Genomic DNA, 17,320 nt, shown 5'->3' on the forward strand with positions numbered 1-17,320 from the left:
CTATCTACTTTGATGAATGCGCTCAAGTCTAATGAAAATATTGATAAATGAATAATGGATTTAATGTATATTGTGATAAAAATACTTGATCATAAGTTGCAATTTGAATTGCAACGAAAAGCGTGCATCCCTGTTACGGCGCTACCAATATAGTGATTCGGAATGAACAGCAAATTACTTCAGTTGCGTATTAAACACCTGGCCCTGCTCGATGCCATAGCGACATCCGGCTCTTTGCATGGCGCCGCCAAAGTGATGCATTTGACCCAGCCGGCCTTGACAAGCATGCTGCATGAGATCGAATCAATTTTTGGCACGCCGCTTTTTGTGCGGACAAAAAAAGGCCTCGCCGCCAATACTGTCGGCACCACCCTCATCGGTCGCGCCAGGCTGATACTTAACGAATTGACACGCGCAGACAATGAAGTAGTACAAATTCTGAACGGGAAAATTGAATTCACCATGGGTGTCACACCCATGATGATGCTGGAAATCGTGCCCAGGGCACTCCATTCCATCAACTTGATCATGCCTAATCTGAAGCTGGTATTTGTGGAGCGAAATGTACCCATACTTCTGGAGGAACTGGCTCAGGGGAAAATTGACATGGTGCTGGCCAGCTTCCCATTTGATTCTTCTTATGGGCATGAGACAGACGCTTTTGAATATATTCGCCTATTCGAGGAGAAGCTTTGTGTCCTGGTTAGACACGGACATCCATTGCTCGCAAAAAAACGGGTAAGCTGGTCAGATATTGCCAAGGCACAATGGGTTTTGCCTGTCCAAAGCACACTGACCTGGCGTAATTTTTCCAGAGCCTTCATCCAACGCAGCATGACGCCGCCGGAAGCTAAATATGTCTCCTCCTCGTTTCACTCGAATATTCGCCTGATTGCTCATACTGACTGCTTGATGGTGGCGCCTTTATCTGTCGGGAAGCACTATTCCGGCATCGGCCTGGTCGAAGTGCTGGACCTCCCTTTCCCCAAAGCACCGAATCCTGTATCTATCATTTTGAAAAAAAACCGGGTGCAAAATGAGCCGGAAAAGAAAATCATTTCAATTTTCCTGAAGCAACTCGGCGTTAACGATCGGATGGAGACCACTGGACACGCGTCACAAAATTGCAACTCGACGGTTACAAACCAGGGTATTGACAGGTTTGCTATAGTGACAGAGAGGTATTTGCCTCAAACACTTTCAAGGAGTACCACTATGAATAAAGATATTGCAGCCGGAAAATGGGAACAGGTAAAAGGCTCTCTCAAGCAGACCTGGGGAGAATTGACCGATGACGATATCGCTCAAGTCAACGGGAGCGCTCAGAAAATGGCCGGCATTCTGCAAGAAAAATATGGAAAAACCAAAGAAGAAGCAGAAAAACAAGTGAATGATTTCTGGAATAAAAACCAGTAAACCTATACGAGAAAGCGGCTTCGGCCGCTTTTTTCGTGGCCTTGATCATAAAATCACCGACCTTTTTTAGGTCATTCAATGAAGGAATACTATGCTCCATTACGCTATTGTCTTTTTTATCATTGCTATCATAGCCGCCGTTCTGGGGTTTGGTGGTATCGCAGCAGGCGCCGCTTCTATCGCCAAGATCCTGTTTGTCGTTTTCCTGATATTGGCGATCGCGTCTTTCTTCTTTGGTCGAGGAAGATAAACGTTTGGTCAAACGCGACTATTGGGAAATGAGATATTAAGCTGGATTCCCTTTTGATCGGTGAAGAGCTCCCCTCTTCACCTGCCACCGCATCCGATATACTACCTGACGACACGGCGGGCAATTAATCCTCTTCCGAAAGCTGATTGGTTGACTCGCGCAAGGCTCGCTTTCTTGCTCTGGTATCCCAAACCAGCACGCCCAAAACGGCGTTACAAATCAGCCAGATCATTACGATCATTGACACACCAATGCCAGCTGATTGCTCGGTGCCATGGGGCAATGCCTCTTTCTGAGTGTCCGGATCAACAGATTCAAATACGCCCATGGCCACAAGAACCCAAACGACCATTGCGATATTGAACAGAACGAACATCCATTTGAGTATTTTTCCTAATGCGCTACGCTCTGGACGATCCAGGTGAAAGCCGCATGCGACACAACTCGTTACCGCTGGTTCCAGCTCAGTGGAGCATTTCGGGCAGATTTGCATGACAGTCCTAAGATTGCGGTATATCTGTTTAATATACAGCAGTCGTCAAGCACTCATAGAATATAATAAAGATGCACAATGCATTCGTACCATTCTTCCCAAAGGCGTACTGTCTTGCGCTGGACATCAACAGTGCCCGACAAATTTCTTGGAAAGAGAAATAGAATGCATTCGAAAGCCCCTTTTTTTGCGCTATGCTTCTGAACAGACACCTTTCCAGAAAGTAAGATGCAACCGCAACAAAATGAATACCAACGCCTCTTCCTGAACGATTTGCCGCTCATGGATGTGCGCGCGCCCGTCGAATTCGGCAAGGGCGCTTTTCCTCATGCACAAAACCTTCCATTGCTCAACGACAATGAAAGACAGAAAGTCGGCACCTGCTACAAGACAAATGGCCAGGACGCGGCGATTGAATTGGGGCACAAGCTGGTCTCGGGCAAGATCAAGTCCGAACGCATCGCGGCCTGGACCGCCTTCGCGCAGGCGCATCCCGAAGGCTATCTGTACTGTTTTCGCGGCGGGTTACGGTCAAAGATCACGCAGGAATGGCTCAGAACAGAAGCCGGCATCGACTATCCGCGCGTGCCGGGCGGCTACAAGGCCATGCGCAACTTCCTCATTGAGACAATCGACTCGGCAGCAGCCGAATGCGATTTTATTGCCATTGGCGGACTCACCGGCTGCGGCAAAACTGAGTTGCTTGCCGAATTGGACAATGCCATTGATCTGGAAGCCCACGCTCATCATCGTGGATCCAGCTTCGGCAAACATGCAACGCCACAGCCTGCGCAGATTGACTTTGAAAACACATTGGCCATCGATCTGCTGAAAAAACGTACAAGAGGCCATCACCTTTTCGTCGTCGAGGACGAGGGCCGCATGGTTGGACAATGCTCACTGCCGCTGGCACTGCGCCAGACGATCCTGCAGCACCCTCTGGTGTGCCTGGAAGACAGTTTCGAAAACAGGGCCGCACGTATCCTGAAGGATTACGTGGTCGACCTGTGTGCCGAGTTCATCGCCCTGCAGGGTGCTGACTCCGGGTTTGCGGCATTTGCCGACCATTTGCGCCTGAGCCTGCGCAATATCGTGAAACGCCTGGGAGCGGAACGCTACCAGCGCCTGGCGGCCATGATGGACGAGGCACTGGCAGAACAACAAAAAAACGGATCAGTAGACAGGCATCGTGCCTGGATCGAAGGACTGCTGCGCGAATATTACGACCCCATGTACTTGCACCAGCTTGCCAGCCATGGTGAGCGCATTGTATTCAGGGGTGATCGGGTGGCGGTGATGGAATATCTGCGGCATTTCGCGGCAAAAAACGTTTGAAAAATTATTTCCGCTGCGCTGGGCGACAAAAAAACAATTTTGCTGTCGCACCACGGCTTGCTGGTAACAGGCAAAGATGCGTGTGGACCGGACGTCAGGTTTGAAAGAGCAGCCGTCTGGCTCCGAAGGGACCCGTCTTATTTTTCTTTCTTTATGAAATCCCCGTCCACATAAAACCAGCACCCCTCTTCCCGCAAGAACCGGCTGATTTCATGCAACCGGTCCGCCCGGCCACTATGGCGGGACCGCGCGACGAATTCCACCGTCGCATGATCACCGTCATCCTGGTTATGGCTACGCACCTCCAGGCCCAGCCATTTCATGCCAGCGGGGTTAGGTTCCAGGGTGACCGGACGGGTACTGTGGTGCCAAGTATCCAGTAGATAGTCCAGTTCATCCAGTACAAAAGCCGTATAGCGCGAACGCATGAGCGTTGCTGCATCGGGCGCCATGAGACGAAGCGGGCCGCGATGCCAGCGCCCACAGCAGTCGGCATAGCTCGCGGCGCTTCCGCAAGGGCAGCCGCTTTGTATCAAAGAAGAGTTTGCTTTCGCCATTAGTCATGAAAAAATATTGATAGCGAAGTATATACAATATGAAGCAATCTTTCTTCCAGTCACGGATGACGGGTCTTATTAAGAGCATCTTCCCATTCTACGATCACATCGCTGGCAGATAACGGCTCACCCCGTACGAAGCGTGTCATGTTGTCAAAACAGTGAACAGCCATATTCCCTACATTATCCAGCACCGCGCCTCCGATATGCGGCGTCAGCACGACATTATCAAGTTCCAGCAAGGCATCGTTCACGCCTATTGGCTCCGTCCCGAACACGTCCAGGCCAGCGCCCATAATTCGACCGCTGCGCAACGCCTCGACCAGATCGTCTTCTACAATAAGCTCGCCCCGGGCGGTGTTGATGATAATCGCATCTGATTTCATCCTTGCTATTTTCTCTGCGCAGATCAGGCCGCGCGTCCGGGGCGTCAGAGGTAAATGCAAGGAGAGGATATCTGCCTTTTCGATCAGCTCATCCAGCGTGCAGTAGATGACGTTCAATCTCGTTTCTTCCTGTTCGCCAAGGCGAACGCGATTATGATAGATGACCTTCGCATCGAAAGCCTGTACCCGCCCGGATACTGCGCGGCCGATCGCACCCAGCCCGACAATACCCACGGTCTTGCCACTCAGCGAGCGCGCTTTGGCGCGCATTTCCGACTTGACCCACTGCCCGGCGCGAATCGTTTCGTCCAGATACCGGAATCGGCGATAGACAGCCAGAATCAGAAATACAACCAGCTCGGCCACCGGGTCGGCATTCATACCGCTGGCGATTGCGACCCCCACGCCGTTGTCGCGAGCTGCCTGAAGATCGATTTTGTCATAGCCCGCGCCGAATTTTTGTACAAAACGCAAGTATCGACCCTTGAACATCCAGGCCGGAACCGGCGCCCAGCCGGCCAGGATCATGTCGGCCTCCGCAATCAGCGTTCTCTGATGGGTTTCCTCGTATGACGAAGCCATGTTAATCGTCCAGTGCTGCGGCGCGTAGCGCAAGATTATTTCCCGGACGGTCTCCTCATAGATATCAAGACAGGCTACCGTACATGCTGGCGTATGTTCTTTCAAACCTCGTGTCCCTTTAGTCACGGCTATTTCGCACCAATGTCCTGAAGGAATTTGCGCCGCGAGGTGACTTCATCCTCGACATGCTTTTGCATTTGTGCAACGCTCATATCCAAGGAAGATTGCACGTTTTCGGTCATGAATTTCTTCCACTCAGGATCGGCTTCAACTTTGTCCATGCCATCGGTGAGCACTTTGATGACCGCAGCCGGTGTGCCCTTTTTGACCATAACACCACGCCATAAGGTCTCAACAACGTCGTAGCCCTGCTCTTTGAAGGTTGGTACATCGGGGAAAAATGCGTCTCGCTTTGCCGTACTGATGGCAAGCAAACGGATTTCTCCGCTACGCAGTTGTGGCAGCGCTGAGCTGGGCGTGATGGCCGCCGCCTGGATGTGATTGCCCATCAAAGCCAGCACTGCCTGGTTGCCGCCCTGAAAGGGAACCCATACGCCTTTGAAGCCGGCAGCCTGTTGCAAACGATAATATGAGTATTGGTGAAAACCGGCGGTGGCATAACCCCCGACGCTGATCTGGTCAGGATTCTTTTTCAATGCGGCGACAAGCTGGGACAATGACTGAAACTGGCTGTCCTTTCGGACCGCCATCGCCGATGGTTCAGTCTGCAGACCACGAATGAAAATGAAGTCATCCGCCGTGTAGGCAGACTTCCCATCAGCCATCAGAAATGACGTCGAGCCGGTTGCCGAGATCACAGTATAGCCATCTGCAGGCGAATTCATGGCATTGGCCATGCCAACGGCGCCGGTGCCGCCCGGCCGGTTCTCAACCACAATAGTTTGCTTGAGCTCCTTGCCCAGGAACTGGGCAAGCGTTCGCATCATCAAATCCAGCGGCGAGCCCGCCGCCGAAGTACAAATGAACCGTATCGGCTTGTCGGGATAATTGGCCATGCTTGGCGCGTTCAATACAAATATGCCGACAAAGATAAATAATAGTCGAACAATCATCGTTTTCATTTTCGTCTCCTCCGTGGTTGCGCGCGTGTTTTACTGCGCAGATTCAGGATTTTATGGGTTGGTCATCTTCGCTCATGCGGAACGTGCGGGCAGGATAGCGCTGTGATGGCCGTGAGCGAACCGCCTCCTCGATCACATCCAGACCCAGGCCGGGGTCAGTAGGCAACTGAATATAGCCATTTACTGGCTGAAGCGAGTTGCGCGTCACGACACGGCCGAATTCTTCATATGGCAGGAAGTACTCCGTAATTGTGAAATTGGGCATACAAGCGGCCGCGTGCACGGTGGCAGACAACGACAAGGTTGTCGAGTTGTAGTTATGCGGGGATACCGCGACCATTTCCGACTCGGCCGAAGCCGCGATAAACAGCAACTCCAGAATGCCGCCACAATTGGACACATCGGGATTAATGATATCGACAGCCCGTTCACGAAATAAGCGCCTGAAATCAGCTCTCCCGTACATCGCTTCGCCACTGACCACAGGTATCGGGCTGCGTAACCGTACCTCGGCCAGCGCATCCAGGTTTTCGACCTGGCACGGCTCTTCGAACCAGTAAGGTTCGAATTCTGCCAGGGCGTTAGCCAGCGTAATAGCCGGAGCTGGCGCCAATCGTCGATGAATATCCAGCAATAGATCGACATCGGGGCCGACGGCGTCGCGAACCGCGCGCACAACTTCGACGGAATGGCGAATATGCTCTTTCGGTATGTGAGTACGCCATGGTCTTGGAAGCGGGTCAAATTTCATTGCTGTAAATCCCTGACGCACGACATCTTCCGCTGCACGGGCGAAATCGGCCGGGTTCTGCATTTTATAGCTCCAGCCATTTGCGTATACGCGGATTTTTTCCCGACACGGTCCGCCCAGCAAATTGTAGACAGGCTGTCCTACCGCCTTACCGGCAATATCCCACAGCGCCTGTTCAATCCCCGATACCGCGCACCAATACTCAAGAGAAGACCGGCGTTGCGCGTAGTCGTCGAAAGCAATCTGTATAAAGTGCCTAATATGTCGCGCCTGGCGACCGACCAAATACTGGCCCAATGCTTCTACTTGCTCGGCGATGGCCCGATCACGATCATATTGACTGTACGCTTCCCCCCAACCGACGATACCATCATCCGTTTCGATGCGAACAAAAATCAGATTCTTTCTCCAGCCAGGATGAACAGAAAGGCATTCGACCTTTTTTATTTTCATGAACGAGACTCCCGATAAATTGATGTTTGTGCAGACCCGCTGCGACTGCAGTCAATTTATCGGAAATGAAATATGATGTAAATGATATATATTTACTATCTAGTAATACCAAATATCACATTACTAAAGCGGACTCCAAATGTCATCCACCAGACAAAAGCAGGTACAACGGCGGCATATCGAAGCCATTGCATCCATTGCCGAACACGGCTCTGTGCATCGCGCAGCTACCCGCCTCGGTACTTCCCAGCCTGCACTATCCCGGTTGCTGGCCGAGGCCGAGTCCATGCTGGGCACACGCATCTTTGAGCGGTCGGCAAGAGGAAGCGTGCCGACCGCCCGCGGCAGGGTCATTGTCAACCAGACCCGCTTTTTACTGGGCAGTATCAGGCGGCTGGACGATGTCATGAATACCCTGGGATCAACCATCAGATTAGGTTGTATTCCTCGCGCCATGCATTCGATCATGCCCCACTTGCTTAACAGGGTACATGCAGATAATCATCCGAAAGGGCATTTGCCTGCCTGGAAGCTGACAGTCGTTGAAGACAGTTCCACCCAGCTGTTGACAGACCTGGAGAGCGAGAAACTGGACTTTGCCATCATGCGGCATGTTGCTGGCGCAGCAGGTATAGGAGCAAGCTACGCGACAGAGCACCTTTACAAGGAACAGCCTTTTATCATTTGCGGCGCCACTAATACAGAATTTCCAAACGATACCTATACATTGGAGGAATTAGCCGCCAAAGATTGGGTACTGCCTTCCCCGGGTAGCACCTCGCGAGCCATTCTTGATCGTTTCTGGCAGGAACAAGACCTTCCCACGCTCAGGTCCGTTATAGAAACGCGCACCTTTGAGTCCAATCTTGCCCTGGTTGTCAAAACGGCATTTATCTCTATTGTTCCGGAGTCAATTGCGCGGCACTACGCGCAACTGGGAATGGTAAAAATTATTGATACCGAAACGGCATTGCCTTCCAGCAGCGTCATGCTTGTGTACAACCAGACTATCAAAGAGGACGCGTTGTGCCAGCCGTTTCGCGCGCTTGTGCAGGCAGCTGCGCAAGATACGCGTGCTGATCTTTAGGCACGTCATACCCTTGCGGACTTAGACAGATTCGACACACCCAAAAAACACATAGGCATCGCCCTGGCCAGATCTATCAGCGCTTTATTGAATTTTAATGTCGGCCGAACGAATGACTTTTTCCCAGCGCGTACGTTCTGCGGAAATATATTTTTCAAATTCTGCCGGGGGCTGGTAGGCCGGGTCGGTTCCCTGTTTTTTCAAGCGATTGGCCAGTTCCGGATTGGCCAGCGCCTTTTCTACTTCACGGGTCAGCTTTTCAAGAACAGCTGGTGGTGTACCTGCAGGTGCAAATATACCCTGCCAGCCGTAAATGGTCATGTCGGGATACCCTGCTTCCGCCATGGTCGGAACATCGGGAAGGTCGGGCGCACGCTTCTCACCCGTGATCGCAATGGCCCGTGCCCGCCCGCCTGAAACCTGTGGCTGTACAACATTCAGACCGTCGATAACAAGCTGCACTTCATTTGCGGCCAGTGCCGTCAGCGACGGTGCACTCCCTTTATAAGGAACATGAGTCAGCTTCAGGCCCGTTTGGATATTGAGCAGTTCCACTGCCAGATGATTAATATTACCGCTGCCTCCGGAACCGAAGAACATTTTGCCAGGTTTGCTTTTGGCCAACGCTATAAACGCTTTCATATCTTTTGCGGGCAGTGTCGATGGCACGGCGGCAAGCAGTGGCGTCACCACAAGGCGCGCGATGGGCGCCAGTTTCTTCACCGACTCCGAGGCCTGTTTTGGATAAAGCGCAGGATTCGCAGTCAGCATGCCCAGGTTCCCCATTAACAAAACATACCCGTCAGGACGGGCCCGCGAGACGTAGTCCATCGCAATATTTCCGGCAGCGCCGGCCCGGTTTTCAACAATCACTTGCTGCCCCAGCTGCTTGGCGAGTGCATCCGCCAATTGACGGGCAACCATGTCTACGCCACCGCCCGGTGGAAAACCCACGATCAGCGAGATCGGTTGATTGGGATAAGTCTGGCCGAAAACGGGTGTTGTCATCACGGATAGTGAACAAACAATACCTGCAGCAAGCGATGTCAATGTCTTCATCTCGAATATCTCCATGAGAACCCGGTGTGTGCTGCCTGTAGCCGGAAGTTTTGCGGATATGACCCGTTGATATGATTGCTTTTTGACAGGGACGGGTGCTTGCCCTGGTATTCATTTCTGATTGCCGTACACCACCTTCTTTATCAAGCCGGAAATATGCGCCTGTTGTGCATCTCGATCAAGGCTATCGATAATATGATCACGCATTGCATCGGCCGCTGACCGGCGGTCTCCCTCGCGCAGGCAAGCCAGCACGCGCTCATGCTCAGCCACGATCTGAGCCTGATTCACCACACCGCGCCCCAGGAAAATACGGGAGAACTGCGGTGAGGCATAAAGGCGGGAATGCGCATCTTCAAGCATGGTATTGTGTGCGAGGCCAATGAGGGTCGCATGGAATCGCCAGTTAAGTTCGCTGTATTTTCTGATGCCGCTTGCGGTCGTACCGAAATCGGCCTGGCGCATTTGCTCATTGATCTCTTCCGCCCGGTCGATCAGACTGCCGTCTATCGGTCCCAGAATATAAAGCAATGCATTGGACTCGACCACGATGCGCACCACTGCCCAGTCGGTATATTGTTCAAGGGTCGGCGCTTCCGGAACCCGATAGCCGATATTTCGCGTGAAAACCAATTGCCCTTCCGCCGCCAGGCGGGCCAGCGCTTCCCGTATCGGCGTGTGACTCACGCCACATTGGCGGGACAACTGAGCAATGCTGATGGCCGTACCCGGCTGCACAAGCCCGGTTGTGATCATTTTCTGGACTTCAATATAAACCTGGTCCGCCAGGCTTCTGGGCTGGATCGTGGCAACACCGGATCGTGACGCGTTCATAGGCATTCGTACAAAATATGGGTTGGGAAAAATAAGGAATCAATCAACTTCAAGACGCTCGGCCACATCAGACAAGCCGTAACGCGTAAACATTTCATCGGGCGCATCATTGGCCCGCAACAGGGTCGCAATTGCCATCCGCATGCGCTGCTCGATGTCGGGATCATTGATCGGATGACGCTGAACCGGATCGCTTTCCAGGTCATAAAGCGCCGTGTTGGCTTCCAGTAAGGGATAACGGCGCGTCATATTTCCCCTGGAACTGGCCAGTATCGGTAGTTTAAGCACCGGAAATCCCTGAGTGAAAGCCAGCGGTTCGATCAATTGCGCATCCCGAAACTCTTCGGCCTCAAAGAACGTGCGCATATGCGCAGGCATCAGGGTGTACTGGTATAAATCCGCCTCGAACGGAACCTGCGGGTAAAGAAAGTAAGTGTAGCGGCCATCGGTGTAATTGATCGCGGCGCCAAATTGACCATAAATCGCGCCGGGCGTCTCTGAATCGGCTCCCCGCAATGGATTGCCATCGCGCATCAGCGGCAGCAGGCTGTAGCCGGTCACCTCAGAAGGAATGGGCTGGTCGAAAATGTCCAGGAAAGTAGGCATCAAATCGATGGTCTGCGTCACTGCAGCTTCCCGGCGGGGGGTAATTCCGGCGCTTTCCGGCGCGGCAATCATCAAAGGGATATGCGCCACTTCATTGAAAAACGGCGGACGGTTTTTGCCCAGATACTCCTTTTCGCCCAGCAGCAGGCCATGATCGGTCGACATGATCAACCAGGTGTCTTTCCAAAGATCCAGCCGATCGAACTGATCAAGCAGCCGGCCAAGATAGTGATCGCATGCCAGCACCAGTGCATGATAATTGGCTCGCAGCGTTTTCAGCAGTTCGGCATCGATATCGACTCGCCCATAACTGGGCCAGTCGAATATTTTTCCGCCGAGGGCGTCGGGAAACGCTTGCAGGAAGCGCTCCGGCGCGAAAAAGGGTTCATGCGGGTCGAAGCATTCCAGATGCAGAAGCCACTGGTCGTCAGCGTGGTGGGATTCCAGGAAGGCCTGCGCCGAGTCAAAGCACTGGGCAAGGGGAAAGTCGCCGCGCTGCTCCAGATACTCGCGATTGACAAAATAAGGCAGCTTGGCGTTGATGTCGGACGAAAAATCGTGCATCTGCTCGTGATATCGCTGGGCGTAACGCTCGGCGGGAGGGGAAATGGCCGGACGCCATTTGTCTTTTTCCTGACCACGAATGAATTCCCAGGATGAATATCGGCCATGAAACCCCGCGCCACCGTCCTCGAAATAATGATAATGATCGGTAATCAAATGCGTATAGATGCCGCTATCACGCAGCATGCCTGCCAGGGAATGGTCAAATGGCTCCAGCGGCCCCCAGCCGCGATGCAGGAAATTCAATCTGCCCGTCTGAATATCTCGTCGTGCGGGAAGACAGGGTAAGCTGCCTACGAAATGCGAGTCAAACGTCACGCCCCTTTTGGCCAGCCGGTCAAAATTGGGGGTTTGTATTTCGCTCATGCCGTAACTGGATAGCGCATGACGATTCAGGGAATCAAATAACACAAATACGGCTTTCATGGGCGCATCAAATTCCTATATGAAATATGATATACGATCCATTATATAGGAATTTATGACGAGTGCAATACCTGGAAAATATTTCGTTTCGATCTTCCCCGCCTACCGGCAATCACGAATATTAAGGCTTTTCAGCACTTTACGATCACATTCCCCTGCGAACCACCCTCCTCCACAACCTGATGAGCCAGCGCAATGTCAGCCAGCTCAAACGACTGGCCGATATGATGCTGCAGCAATTCCCGTTGCAACAAGGCCTGTACCCCGTTCACCGCACGTTCCCGCTGGATGCCCGTCAGTTCATAAACCAGAAAAAAGTGCAATGACAAAGAGCGCGGCAACCAGGCGCCATAGTTCAACGGCACGACGCCGCGCTCGTTGGAGCCGTAGCAGACATAACGGCCATGATGCGCCAGTACGCTCTGATCCACCAGCGTGATCGTCGTGGATAGATCCATGTCGATAATCGCATGGACGCCGGCACCGTTTGTCAGCGCCATGACCCTCTCGGCAACCGGTTCCTGTTTATAGAGAATGGTTTCCTCAAAGCCGGCCCCACGCAGAAAGGCAGCTTTATCCGCAGATCCCACTGTCGTCAGGACCCTGGCGCCCGATGCCCGAGCCATTTGCGCCGCATAGTACCCGACACCCGATGCGCCGCCGATGATCAGGACCGTGGCATCCGGACCGAGATCGGCTAGCTCCACTGCACGAAAGGCGGTCAGCGCCGGAATCCCCAGGCATGCTCCGGCCTCGAAAGCGACGCTGTCAGGCAAATACACAACTTGTTCTGCCGGCAGAACCACATACTCTGCCGCCGTTCCATACGGCCGGCCATATTGTGCGTTCCATACCCATACGCGCTGGCCGACGCGATTGTGATCCGCGCCCTCACCGACTTTGTCCACAATGCCCGCACCGTCACTATGGGGAATGATGCGATCCCAACGCACCGGCCTGCCACCTGCCCGCGATTTGACATCGGACGGGTTGACGCCCGAGCACATTATGCGCACCCGCAATTGCCCTTCGCCAGGTTCCGGAACAGGCTGCTTCCCCACGCGCAGCACCTCCGCTGCAGCCCCATTGTGCTCGTACCAGGCAGCGCGCATCATGTCGGCGGTCATGTCAGTGTCTCCGTCATAAAGCGATTGCTCAGTGTCCCCAATCCCGTGAGCGTGACATCCACACGATCGCCGGGCTGCAAATCGGGAGAGTGTCCATCGGTGCCCATCCATACGATATCCCCCGGATACAAGGTCAGATATCGGCTCATCGTGCTGATGAACTCATGTATGCCAAACAGCATATCGGCAGTGTCAAAGCGCGTGCGCTCGACACCGTTCACCGATACGACCGTCTGCATGGAAGATACGTCGGCTTCGGTGCTGATCCACGGTCCCATGGGCTTGAAAGTATCTGAATTCTTGGCGCGCCAGAACGTGCGGTCCGACGCCTGCCAATTGCGTTCGCTGACATCATTGCCGATCGTGTAGCCAAGAATGCAGTCATTGACCTGGTCCACCGAAATATTCTTCACCTTTTTACCGATCACAACGACCAGCTCGCCTTCGTAATGGATACGAGTGGCATCGGCGGGCATTATCACATCGGCGCCATGTGCGACAAGAGCGTTATTCGCACGATAGCCGACATCCGGCTTCTTCGGAATCGTCAGTCCTTCTGTGCTGATATGCTTGACGTAATTCAAGCCGACACAGTAAAAGGTCGGCGGCAACACCGGCACCTCAATGCTGACGTCGGATAAATTCAAACGTGTTGCAGTTGTCTCGTATCCGGCGAACGGGTTTCCCCTGACCGCGGCAATGGTATCGTTCTCGTCCAGTATTCCGTATCCGACTTGCCCGTCAAGGCCATACCGTAACCATCTCATTTTCAGACTCCTTAAGGGTTTGCCGCAAAAATCGTGTCTTCTGCATTCAGGCGGGATATCATCCAGCGGCCCGCATGCTGCGCCATCCTGATTTGGAGGCGGCGGATCGACTCGATTCCGTTCAGGGGAACCGGCCCCGCAACCTGCCTGCCGGGCTCGTGGCGTACAACCAGCATATAGGCCTGTATCGAACAGCGTTGCGCATCGTACTCATCGGATGCCAGATTGGTGATGACATGTGCAATTTTCATAGTGGGAGAGCGCTGCATCAGGGCAGCGTGCACCTGCGCGGGCCCTTCAAGCACTTTTCCCTGACGATGCCAACGCGCATCGGGGGCAAGCAAGGCGACGAGCGCATCATATTTACACTCATCAAGATACCTGAAAAATAGCATGACCTGGTTTTCGCATTGCTTAATGTCATTGTTCATACCTGTCCTTTATCTTCAAAATGACTGCCTGGCGGTCTGGCCAGTACAGAAGCATCAATCTGCGCCAGTGTCGGCGTTCCGCATAATTGCATTGTCCGCCCCAGCTCATCGCCCAGTATCGTCAAGGCCCGATCCACCCCTTCGTATCCCGCGCCGAGCACGCCGAACAATGTAGCGCGCCCGGACAGAACGCCACTGGCCCCCAGTGCCAACGCCTTGAATACATCGCTGCCACGTCGAATGCCGCCATCAATCAACACCGGGACACGATGATTTACCGCCTGCAAAATACCCGGCAAGGCGTCCAGCGTCGCCAGGCCGGTGTCCAACTGGCGTCCGCCGTGATTGGACACAACAAGCGCATCCACGCCCACGTCCAGAATCGCGTCAACATCCAGCGGATTGACCACTCCTTTGACAATCAGTCTGCGGGGCCAGCGATCCCGCAAGGCTCGTAGCGCCGCCAGATCAAACGCCGGATCGTAATTCGTACCCGCCACGCCCTGCATGTTTGTCCGGTCCACCTGCCGCTTCGCCATCCCTTGCAGACTCGGCATGATCGGCGGTTTTTTTAACAGCATCTCCAACGACCAAACCGGTTTTCTGACAAATTGACCCACGTTCCGGTACCCCAGCTTCATGGGGAAACCCAGCCCGTTCAGCAGATCCCTTTCCCGTTTTCCGCCAACAGGCAAGTCGACAGTGATGACCAGCGCTTCGTAACCGGCAGCCTCGGCGCGATCGATTAACGCGTTCAACCGTGTTTTATCCTGCAGGATATACGCCTGAAACCAGAGGCGTCCCGGCGCCTGATCGGCGATTTCCTCAATAGATGCCGTCGCCGACGTCGATAGCGTGTAGGGAATGCCGTGTTTTGCGGCAGCACGTGCGAGGTCTATATCTCCGCCTCGCCAGCCAAAACCAACCGCGCCGGTCGGCCCGACGGCAATGGGCAGCCCCATGAACGCATCAAAAAGGCTGGCCGACAGATCGACCTGCGAAACATCGCGAAGCACGCGTGGCAGCAGCCGTAAACGCCGGAAGGCTTCACAATTGTCATTCAGCGTCACTTCGTCTTCGGCGCCGCCATCATAGAAATCAAACACGCCACGCGGCAGCCTTGAGCGAGCCAGCTCACGCAGGCGGGCAATGCTGAAGCAGTCATTCACATTCAGTCGCATCATTGCCGTGACCTTATTCCGGCTTGACGTTACCGTTCTTGATCACGGACTGCCAGCGCGCTTTGTCGGCGATCAGGAACTCACGGAACTGTTCCGGCGAATCGCCGATCACTTGCGCGCCGAGCTTCTTCAACTGCGCCTTGACTTCAGGTTTTGCCATGGCTTCTACGGCCGCCTTGTTCAATTTCATCACAACGTCTTTGGGTGTTCCTGCGGGCGCCAGCATGCCGACAAAGGAAGCCGCTTCCTCAAAACCGGTCAGCCCCATGCTTTCCAATGTGGGCACGCCGGGAAAATCAGGATGCGGTTTGCGTGTTCCCACCGCCAGGATACGCAAGCGCTTGTCCGCGACATAGTCTGCGATCCCTATGCTGGGATAAAACATGAATGAAATCCGTCCTGCGATCATTTCCTGCAACGCCGGTCCATTACCCTTGAACGGCACATGCACCATATCCAGTTTGGCCTGGTTGGCAAGCATTTCCGCGGTCAAATGCGCCGACCCGCCAAAGCCCGACGATCCGAAAGTGAGCTTTCCGGGATGGGCCTTTGCGTCGGAAATCAGGCTTTGCATATCCTTGTATGGCGAGTCGTAGTTCGTCACCACCACCATCGGCAGGTTGACAAAATTGGTAATAGGCTCGAACACCTTTGTCGCCTCATAGTTGTAGCGATCGGGATACAAGAGCGGATTCACATTGAGCGTGAGCGACGTGACCAGGACCTTGTACCCATCGGGTGCCGAATGCATAATGTCGTTCGCTGCAATATGCGCACTGGCTCCCGGTTTGTTTTCCACAACCACGGCCTGGCCAAGGGATCCGCTCATCTCTTTGGCGATGACGCGTGCAATTACATCGGTCGGGCCGCCCGCCGAATACCCGATAACCATGCGTATCGGTCGATCCGGAAAGTCGGCAGCCACGGCTGTTCCGGCGCCAAGGCATAGCATCGCCGCGGCAGCGATACCCAAAATGTTCAATCGTTTCATGTTCGTCTCCAGTTGAATTTATGATTGTTGTCGCAATGGCATCGCCTGCAGTTGGGGGCCAGCCATCAGAACTGCTCGGGGAAATATTTATCAGCCATGACCTGACAGCGTTTGATCAGGCGCGGCTCGTCGGGCCTGTAGTCAGCAACAGCGTTGTGAATCGTTCCGATGTTGTCCCACATCAGCACATCGCCCTCGGCCCACTGATGGCGATAGCAATACTTTTCCTGCACCTGGTGAGCAAACAGAAACTGCAGGATTTCCTCACTGCGCGCCTCCGATAGCTCATTAATGCGCATGGAATAACCCGGGTTCGCATACAGGACCTTGCGGCCCGTGATCGGATGCGTCAGAAAAACGGGGTGCGACACGGGCGGCTTGCGCCTGCGTTGTTCTTCGGTCAGGGGGGGACGCGTGCTGCCCTTTTCCCGGCGCATCATTTCCCAGAACTTATTGAAGTCATGTGTCACCGTCATGCCCTCTAGTTCGGTTTTCAGATGTTCCGGCAGGCCCTCATAGGCTGCGTGCATGTTGCAGAATGCCGTATTGCCGAGTGACCGGCCATCCCGGAACGGTATCCGGATGCCATACAATACATTGCTGAATGCAATGGTGCGGCTGTATGACATATCTGTATGCCAGTCCTGGCCCGCATCGCTCAGCCCGATCGGCTGGCCGTTCTCTTTCATGTTGGAAAGAATCATGACCTCCGGGTAATCCTCATCATGGAACAGATTGGCCACATTGATTTCAAGCTGGCCGAAATTCTCCGCATAATCACGCAACTGCCTGGCAGTCAGTTGCTGATTTGGGAAACTGACCACCCCATATTGCCCCAGTGTCTGTTCAATCTTCCGGTAGTCTTCGGCACTCAGGGGCGCGGACAAATCGATATCGTAGATGGTAGCGCCCAGGCTGGCTCCCTTTGGTTCAATTCTCATT

Annotated in this window: 18 protein-coding genes and 1 pseudogene; 5 read left to right on the top strand and 14 right to left on the bottom strand. The window is 53.7% G+C overall.

What is annotated here, in order from left to right:
* Positions 1-162: 162 nt before the first annotated feature.
* A complete protein-coding gene (locus W822_RS26700; RefSeq protein ID WP_024003584.1) occupies positions 163-1,416 on the top strand; it encodes a LysR substrate-binding domain-containing protein in 1,254 nt (417 codons plus the stop codon).
* A gap of 91 nt (positions 1,417-1,507) precedes the next feature.
* Positions 1,508-1,666 carry a DUF1328 family protein gene (locus tag W822_RS46085; protein ID WP_024003585.1) on the top strand — a complete coding sequence of 53 codons (159 nt, stop codon included), beginning with the start codon at positions 1,508-1,510 and terminating at the stop codon, positions 1,664-1,666.
* Positions 1,667-1,790: 124 nt separating this feature from the next.
* Here W822_RS46085 and W822_RS26710 read toward each other — a convergent pair whose 3' ends face one another.
* A complete protein-coding gene (locus W822_RS26710; RefSeq protein ID WP_155848072.1) occupies positions 1,791-2,159 on the bottom strand; it encodes a hypothetical protein in 369 nt (122 codons plus the stop codon).
* Between the two features lie 228 nt (positions 2,160-2,387).
* Here W822_RS26710 and mnmH point away from each other — a divergent pair, with 228 nt between their 5' ends.
* On the top strand, positions 2,388-3,494 hold the full coding sequence (gene mnmH / locus W822_RS26715; RefSeq protein WP_024003587.1) for a tRNA 2-selenouridine(34) synthase MnmH: 1,107 nt from the start codon (positions 2,388-2,390) through the stop codon (positions 3,492-3,494).
* Positions 3,495-3,608 (top strand): annotated as a pseudogene (locus tag W822_RS46660) (aldolase); the annotation flags it as partial.
* 23 nt (positions 3,609-3,631) lie between these two features.
* Here W822_RS46660 and W822_RS26720 read toward each other — a convergent pair.
* The 4 genes from W822_RS26720 to W822_RS26735 all read right to left on the bottom strand — a co-directional run bounded on the left by W822_RS26720 (position 3,632) and on the right by W822_RS26735 (position 7,305).
* Positions 3,632-4,051, bottom strand: coding sequence for a YchJ family protein (locus W822_RS26720; protein WP_024003588.1), 420 nt, complete (start codon positions 4,049-4,051; stop codon positions 3,632-3,634).
* A gap of 59 nt (positions 4,052-4,110) precedes the next feature.
* Complete coding sequence (locus W822_RS26725; protein ID WP_051401583.1) at positions 4,111-5,019, bottom strand: 2-hydroxyacid dehydrogenase; 909 nt, start codon at positions 5,017-5,019, stop codon at positions 4,111-4,113.
* 128 nt (positions 5,020-5,147) lie between these two features.
* A complete protein-coding gene (locus W822_RS26730) occupies positions 5,148-6,101 on the bottom strand; it encodes a tripartite tricarboxylate transporter substrate binding protein (RefSeq protein ID WP_051401584.1) in 954 nt (317 codons plus the stop codon).
* 43 nt (positions 6,102-6,144) lie between these two features.
* Positions 6,145-7,305 carry a mandelate racemase/muconate lactonizing enzyme family protein gene (locus W822_RS26735; protein WP_024003591.1) on the bottom strand — a complete coding sequence of 387 codons (1,161 nt, stop codon included), beginning with the start codon at positions 7,303-7,305 and terminating at the stop codon, positions 6,145-6,147.
* 139 nt (positions 7,306-7,444) lie between these two features.
* Here W822_RS26735 and W822_RS26740 point away from each other — a divergent pair, with 139 nt between their 5' ends.
* On the top strand, positions 7,445-8,392 hold the full coding sequence (locus tag W822_RS26740; protein WP_024003592.1) for a LysR family transcriptional regulator: 948 nt from the start codon (positions 7,445-7,447) through the stop codon (positions 8,390-8,392).
* A gap of 84 nt (positions 8,393-8,476) precedes the next feature.
* Here W822_RS26740 and W822_RS26745 read toward each other — a convergent pair whose 3' ends face one another.
* The 9 genes from W822_RS26745 to W822_RS26785 all read right to left on the bottom strand — a co-directional run bounded on the left by W822_RS26745 (position 8,477) and on the right by W822_RS26785 (position 17,319).
* Positions 8,477-9,451 carry a Bug family tripartite tricarboxylate transporter substrate binding protein gene (locus tag W822_RS26745; RefSeq protein ID WP_024003593.1) on the bottom strand — a complete coding sequence of 325 codons (975 nt, stop codon included), beginning with the start codon at positions 9,449-9,451 and terminating at the stop codon, positions 8,477-8,479.
* Between the two features lie 111 nt (positions 9,452-9,562).
* On the bottom strand, positions 9,563-10,285 hold the full coding sequence (locus W822_RS26750; protein ID WP_024003594.1) for a GntR family transcriptional regulator: 723 nt from the start codon (positions 10,283-10,285) through the stop codon (positions 9,563-9,565).
* 39 nt (positions 10,286-10,324) lie between these two features.
* Positions 10,325-11,881, bottom strand: coding sequence for a sulfatase (locus tag W822_RS26755; protein WP_024003595.1), 1,557 nt, complete (start codon positions 11,879-11,881; stop codon positions 10,325-10,327).
* A 131-nt stretch (positions 11,882-12,012) separates the two neighbouring features.
* The gene (locus tag W822_RS26760; protein WP_253272214.1) at positions 12,013-13,008 is read right to left on the bottom strand and encodes an NADPH:quinone reductase; all 996 of its coding nucleotides are present in this window, start codon (positions 13,006-13,008) and stop codon (positions 12,013-12,015) included.
* Positions 13,005-13,775, bottom strand: coding sequence for a fumarylacetoacetate hydrolase family protein (locus tag W822_RS26765; RefSeq protein WP_024003597.1), 771 nt, complete (start codon positions 13,773-13,775; stop codon positions 13,005-13,007). The genes W822_RS26760 and W822_RS26765 overlap by 4 nt, the downstream gene beginning before the upstream one ends.
* Positions 13,776-13,786: 11 nt before the next feature.
* A complete protein-coding gene (locus W822_RS26770; RefSeq protein WP_024003598.1) occupies positions 13,787-14,206 on the bottom strand; it encodes a nuclear transport factor 2 family protein in 420 nt (139 codons plus the stop codon).
* Positions 14,203-15,390: an alpha-hydroxy acid oxidase gene (locus tag W822_RS26775; protein ID WP_253272215.1), complete on the bottom strand. Its 1,188-nt coding sequence runs from the start codon at positions 15,388-15,390 to the stop codon at positions 14,203-14,205. The genes W822_RS26770 and W822_RS26775 overlap by 4 nt, the downstream gene beginning before the upstream one ends.
* Before the next feature lie 10 nt (positions 15,391-15,400).
* Positions 15,401-16,378 carry a Bug family tripartite tricarboxylate transporter substrate binding protein gene (locus W822_RS26780; RefSeq protein WP_024003600.1) on the bottom strand — a complete coding sequence of 326 codons (978 nt, stop codon included), beginning with the start codon at positions 16,376-16,378 and terminating at the stop codon, positions 15,401-15,403.
* A 65-nt stretch (positions 16,379-16,443) separates the two neighbouring features.
* Entirely contained in the window at positions 16,444-17,319 is an 876-nt protein-coding gene (locus tag W822_RS26785) for a TauD/TfdA dioxygenase family protein (protein ID WP_024003601.1), read from the bottom strand.
* Position 17,320 lies beyond the last annotated feature (1 nt).

The organism is Advenella kashmirensis W13003 (assembly GCF_000506985.1).
Classification (GTDB): Bacteria; Pseudomonadota; Gammaproteobacteria; order Burkholderiales; family Burkholderiaceae_B; genus Advenella; species Advenella kashmirensis_A.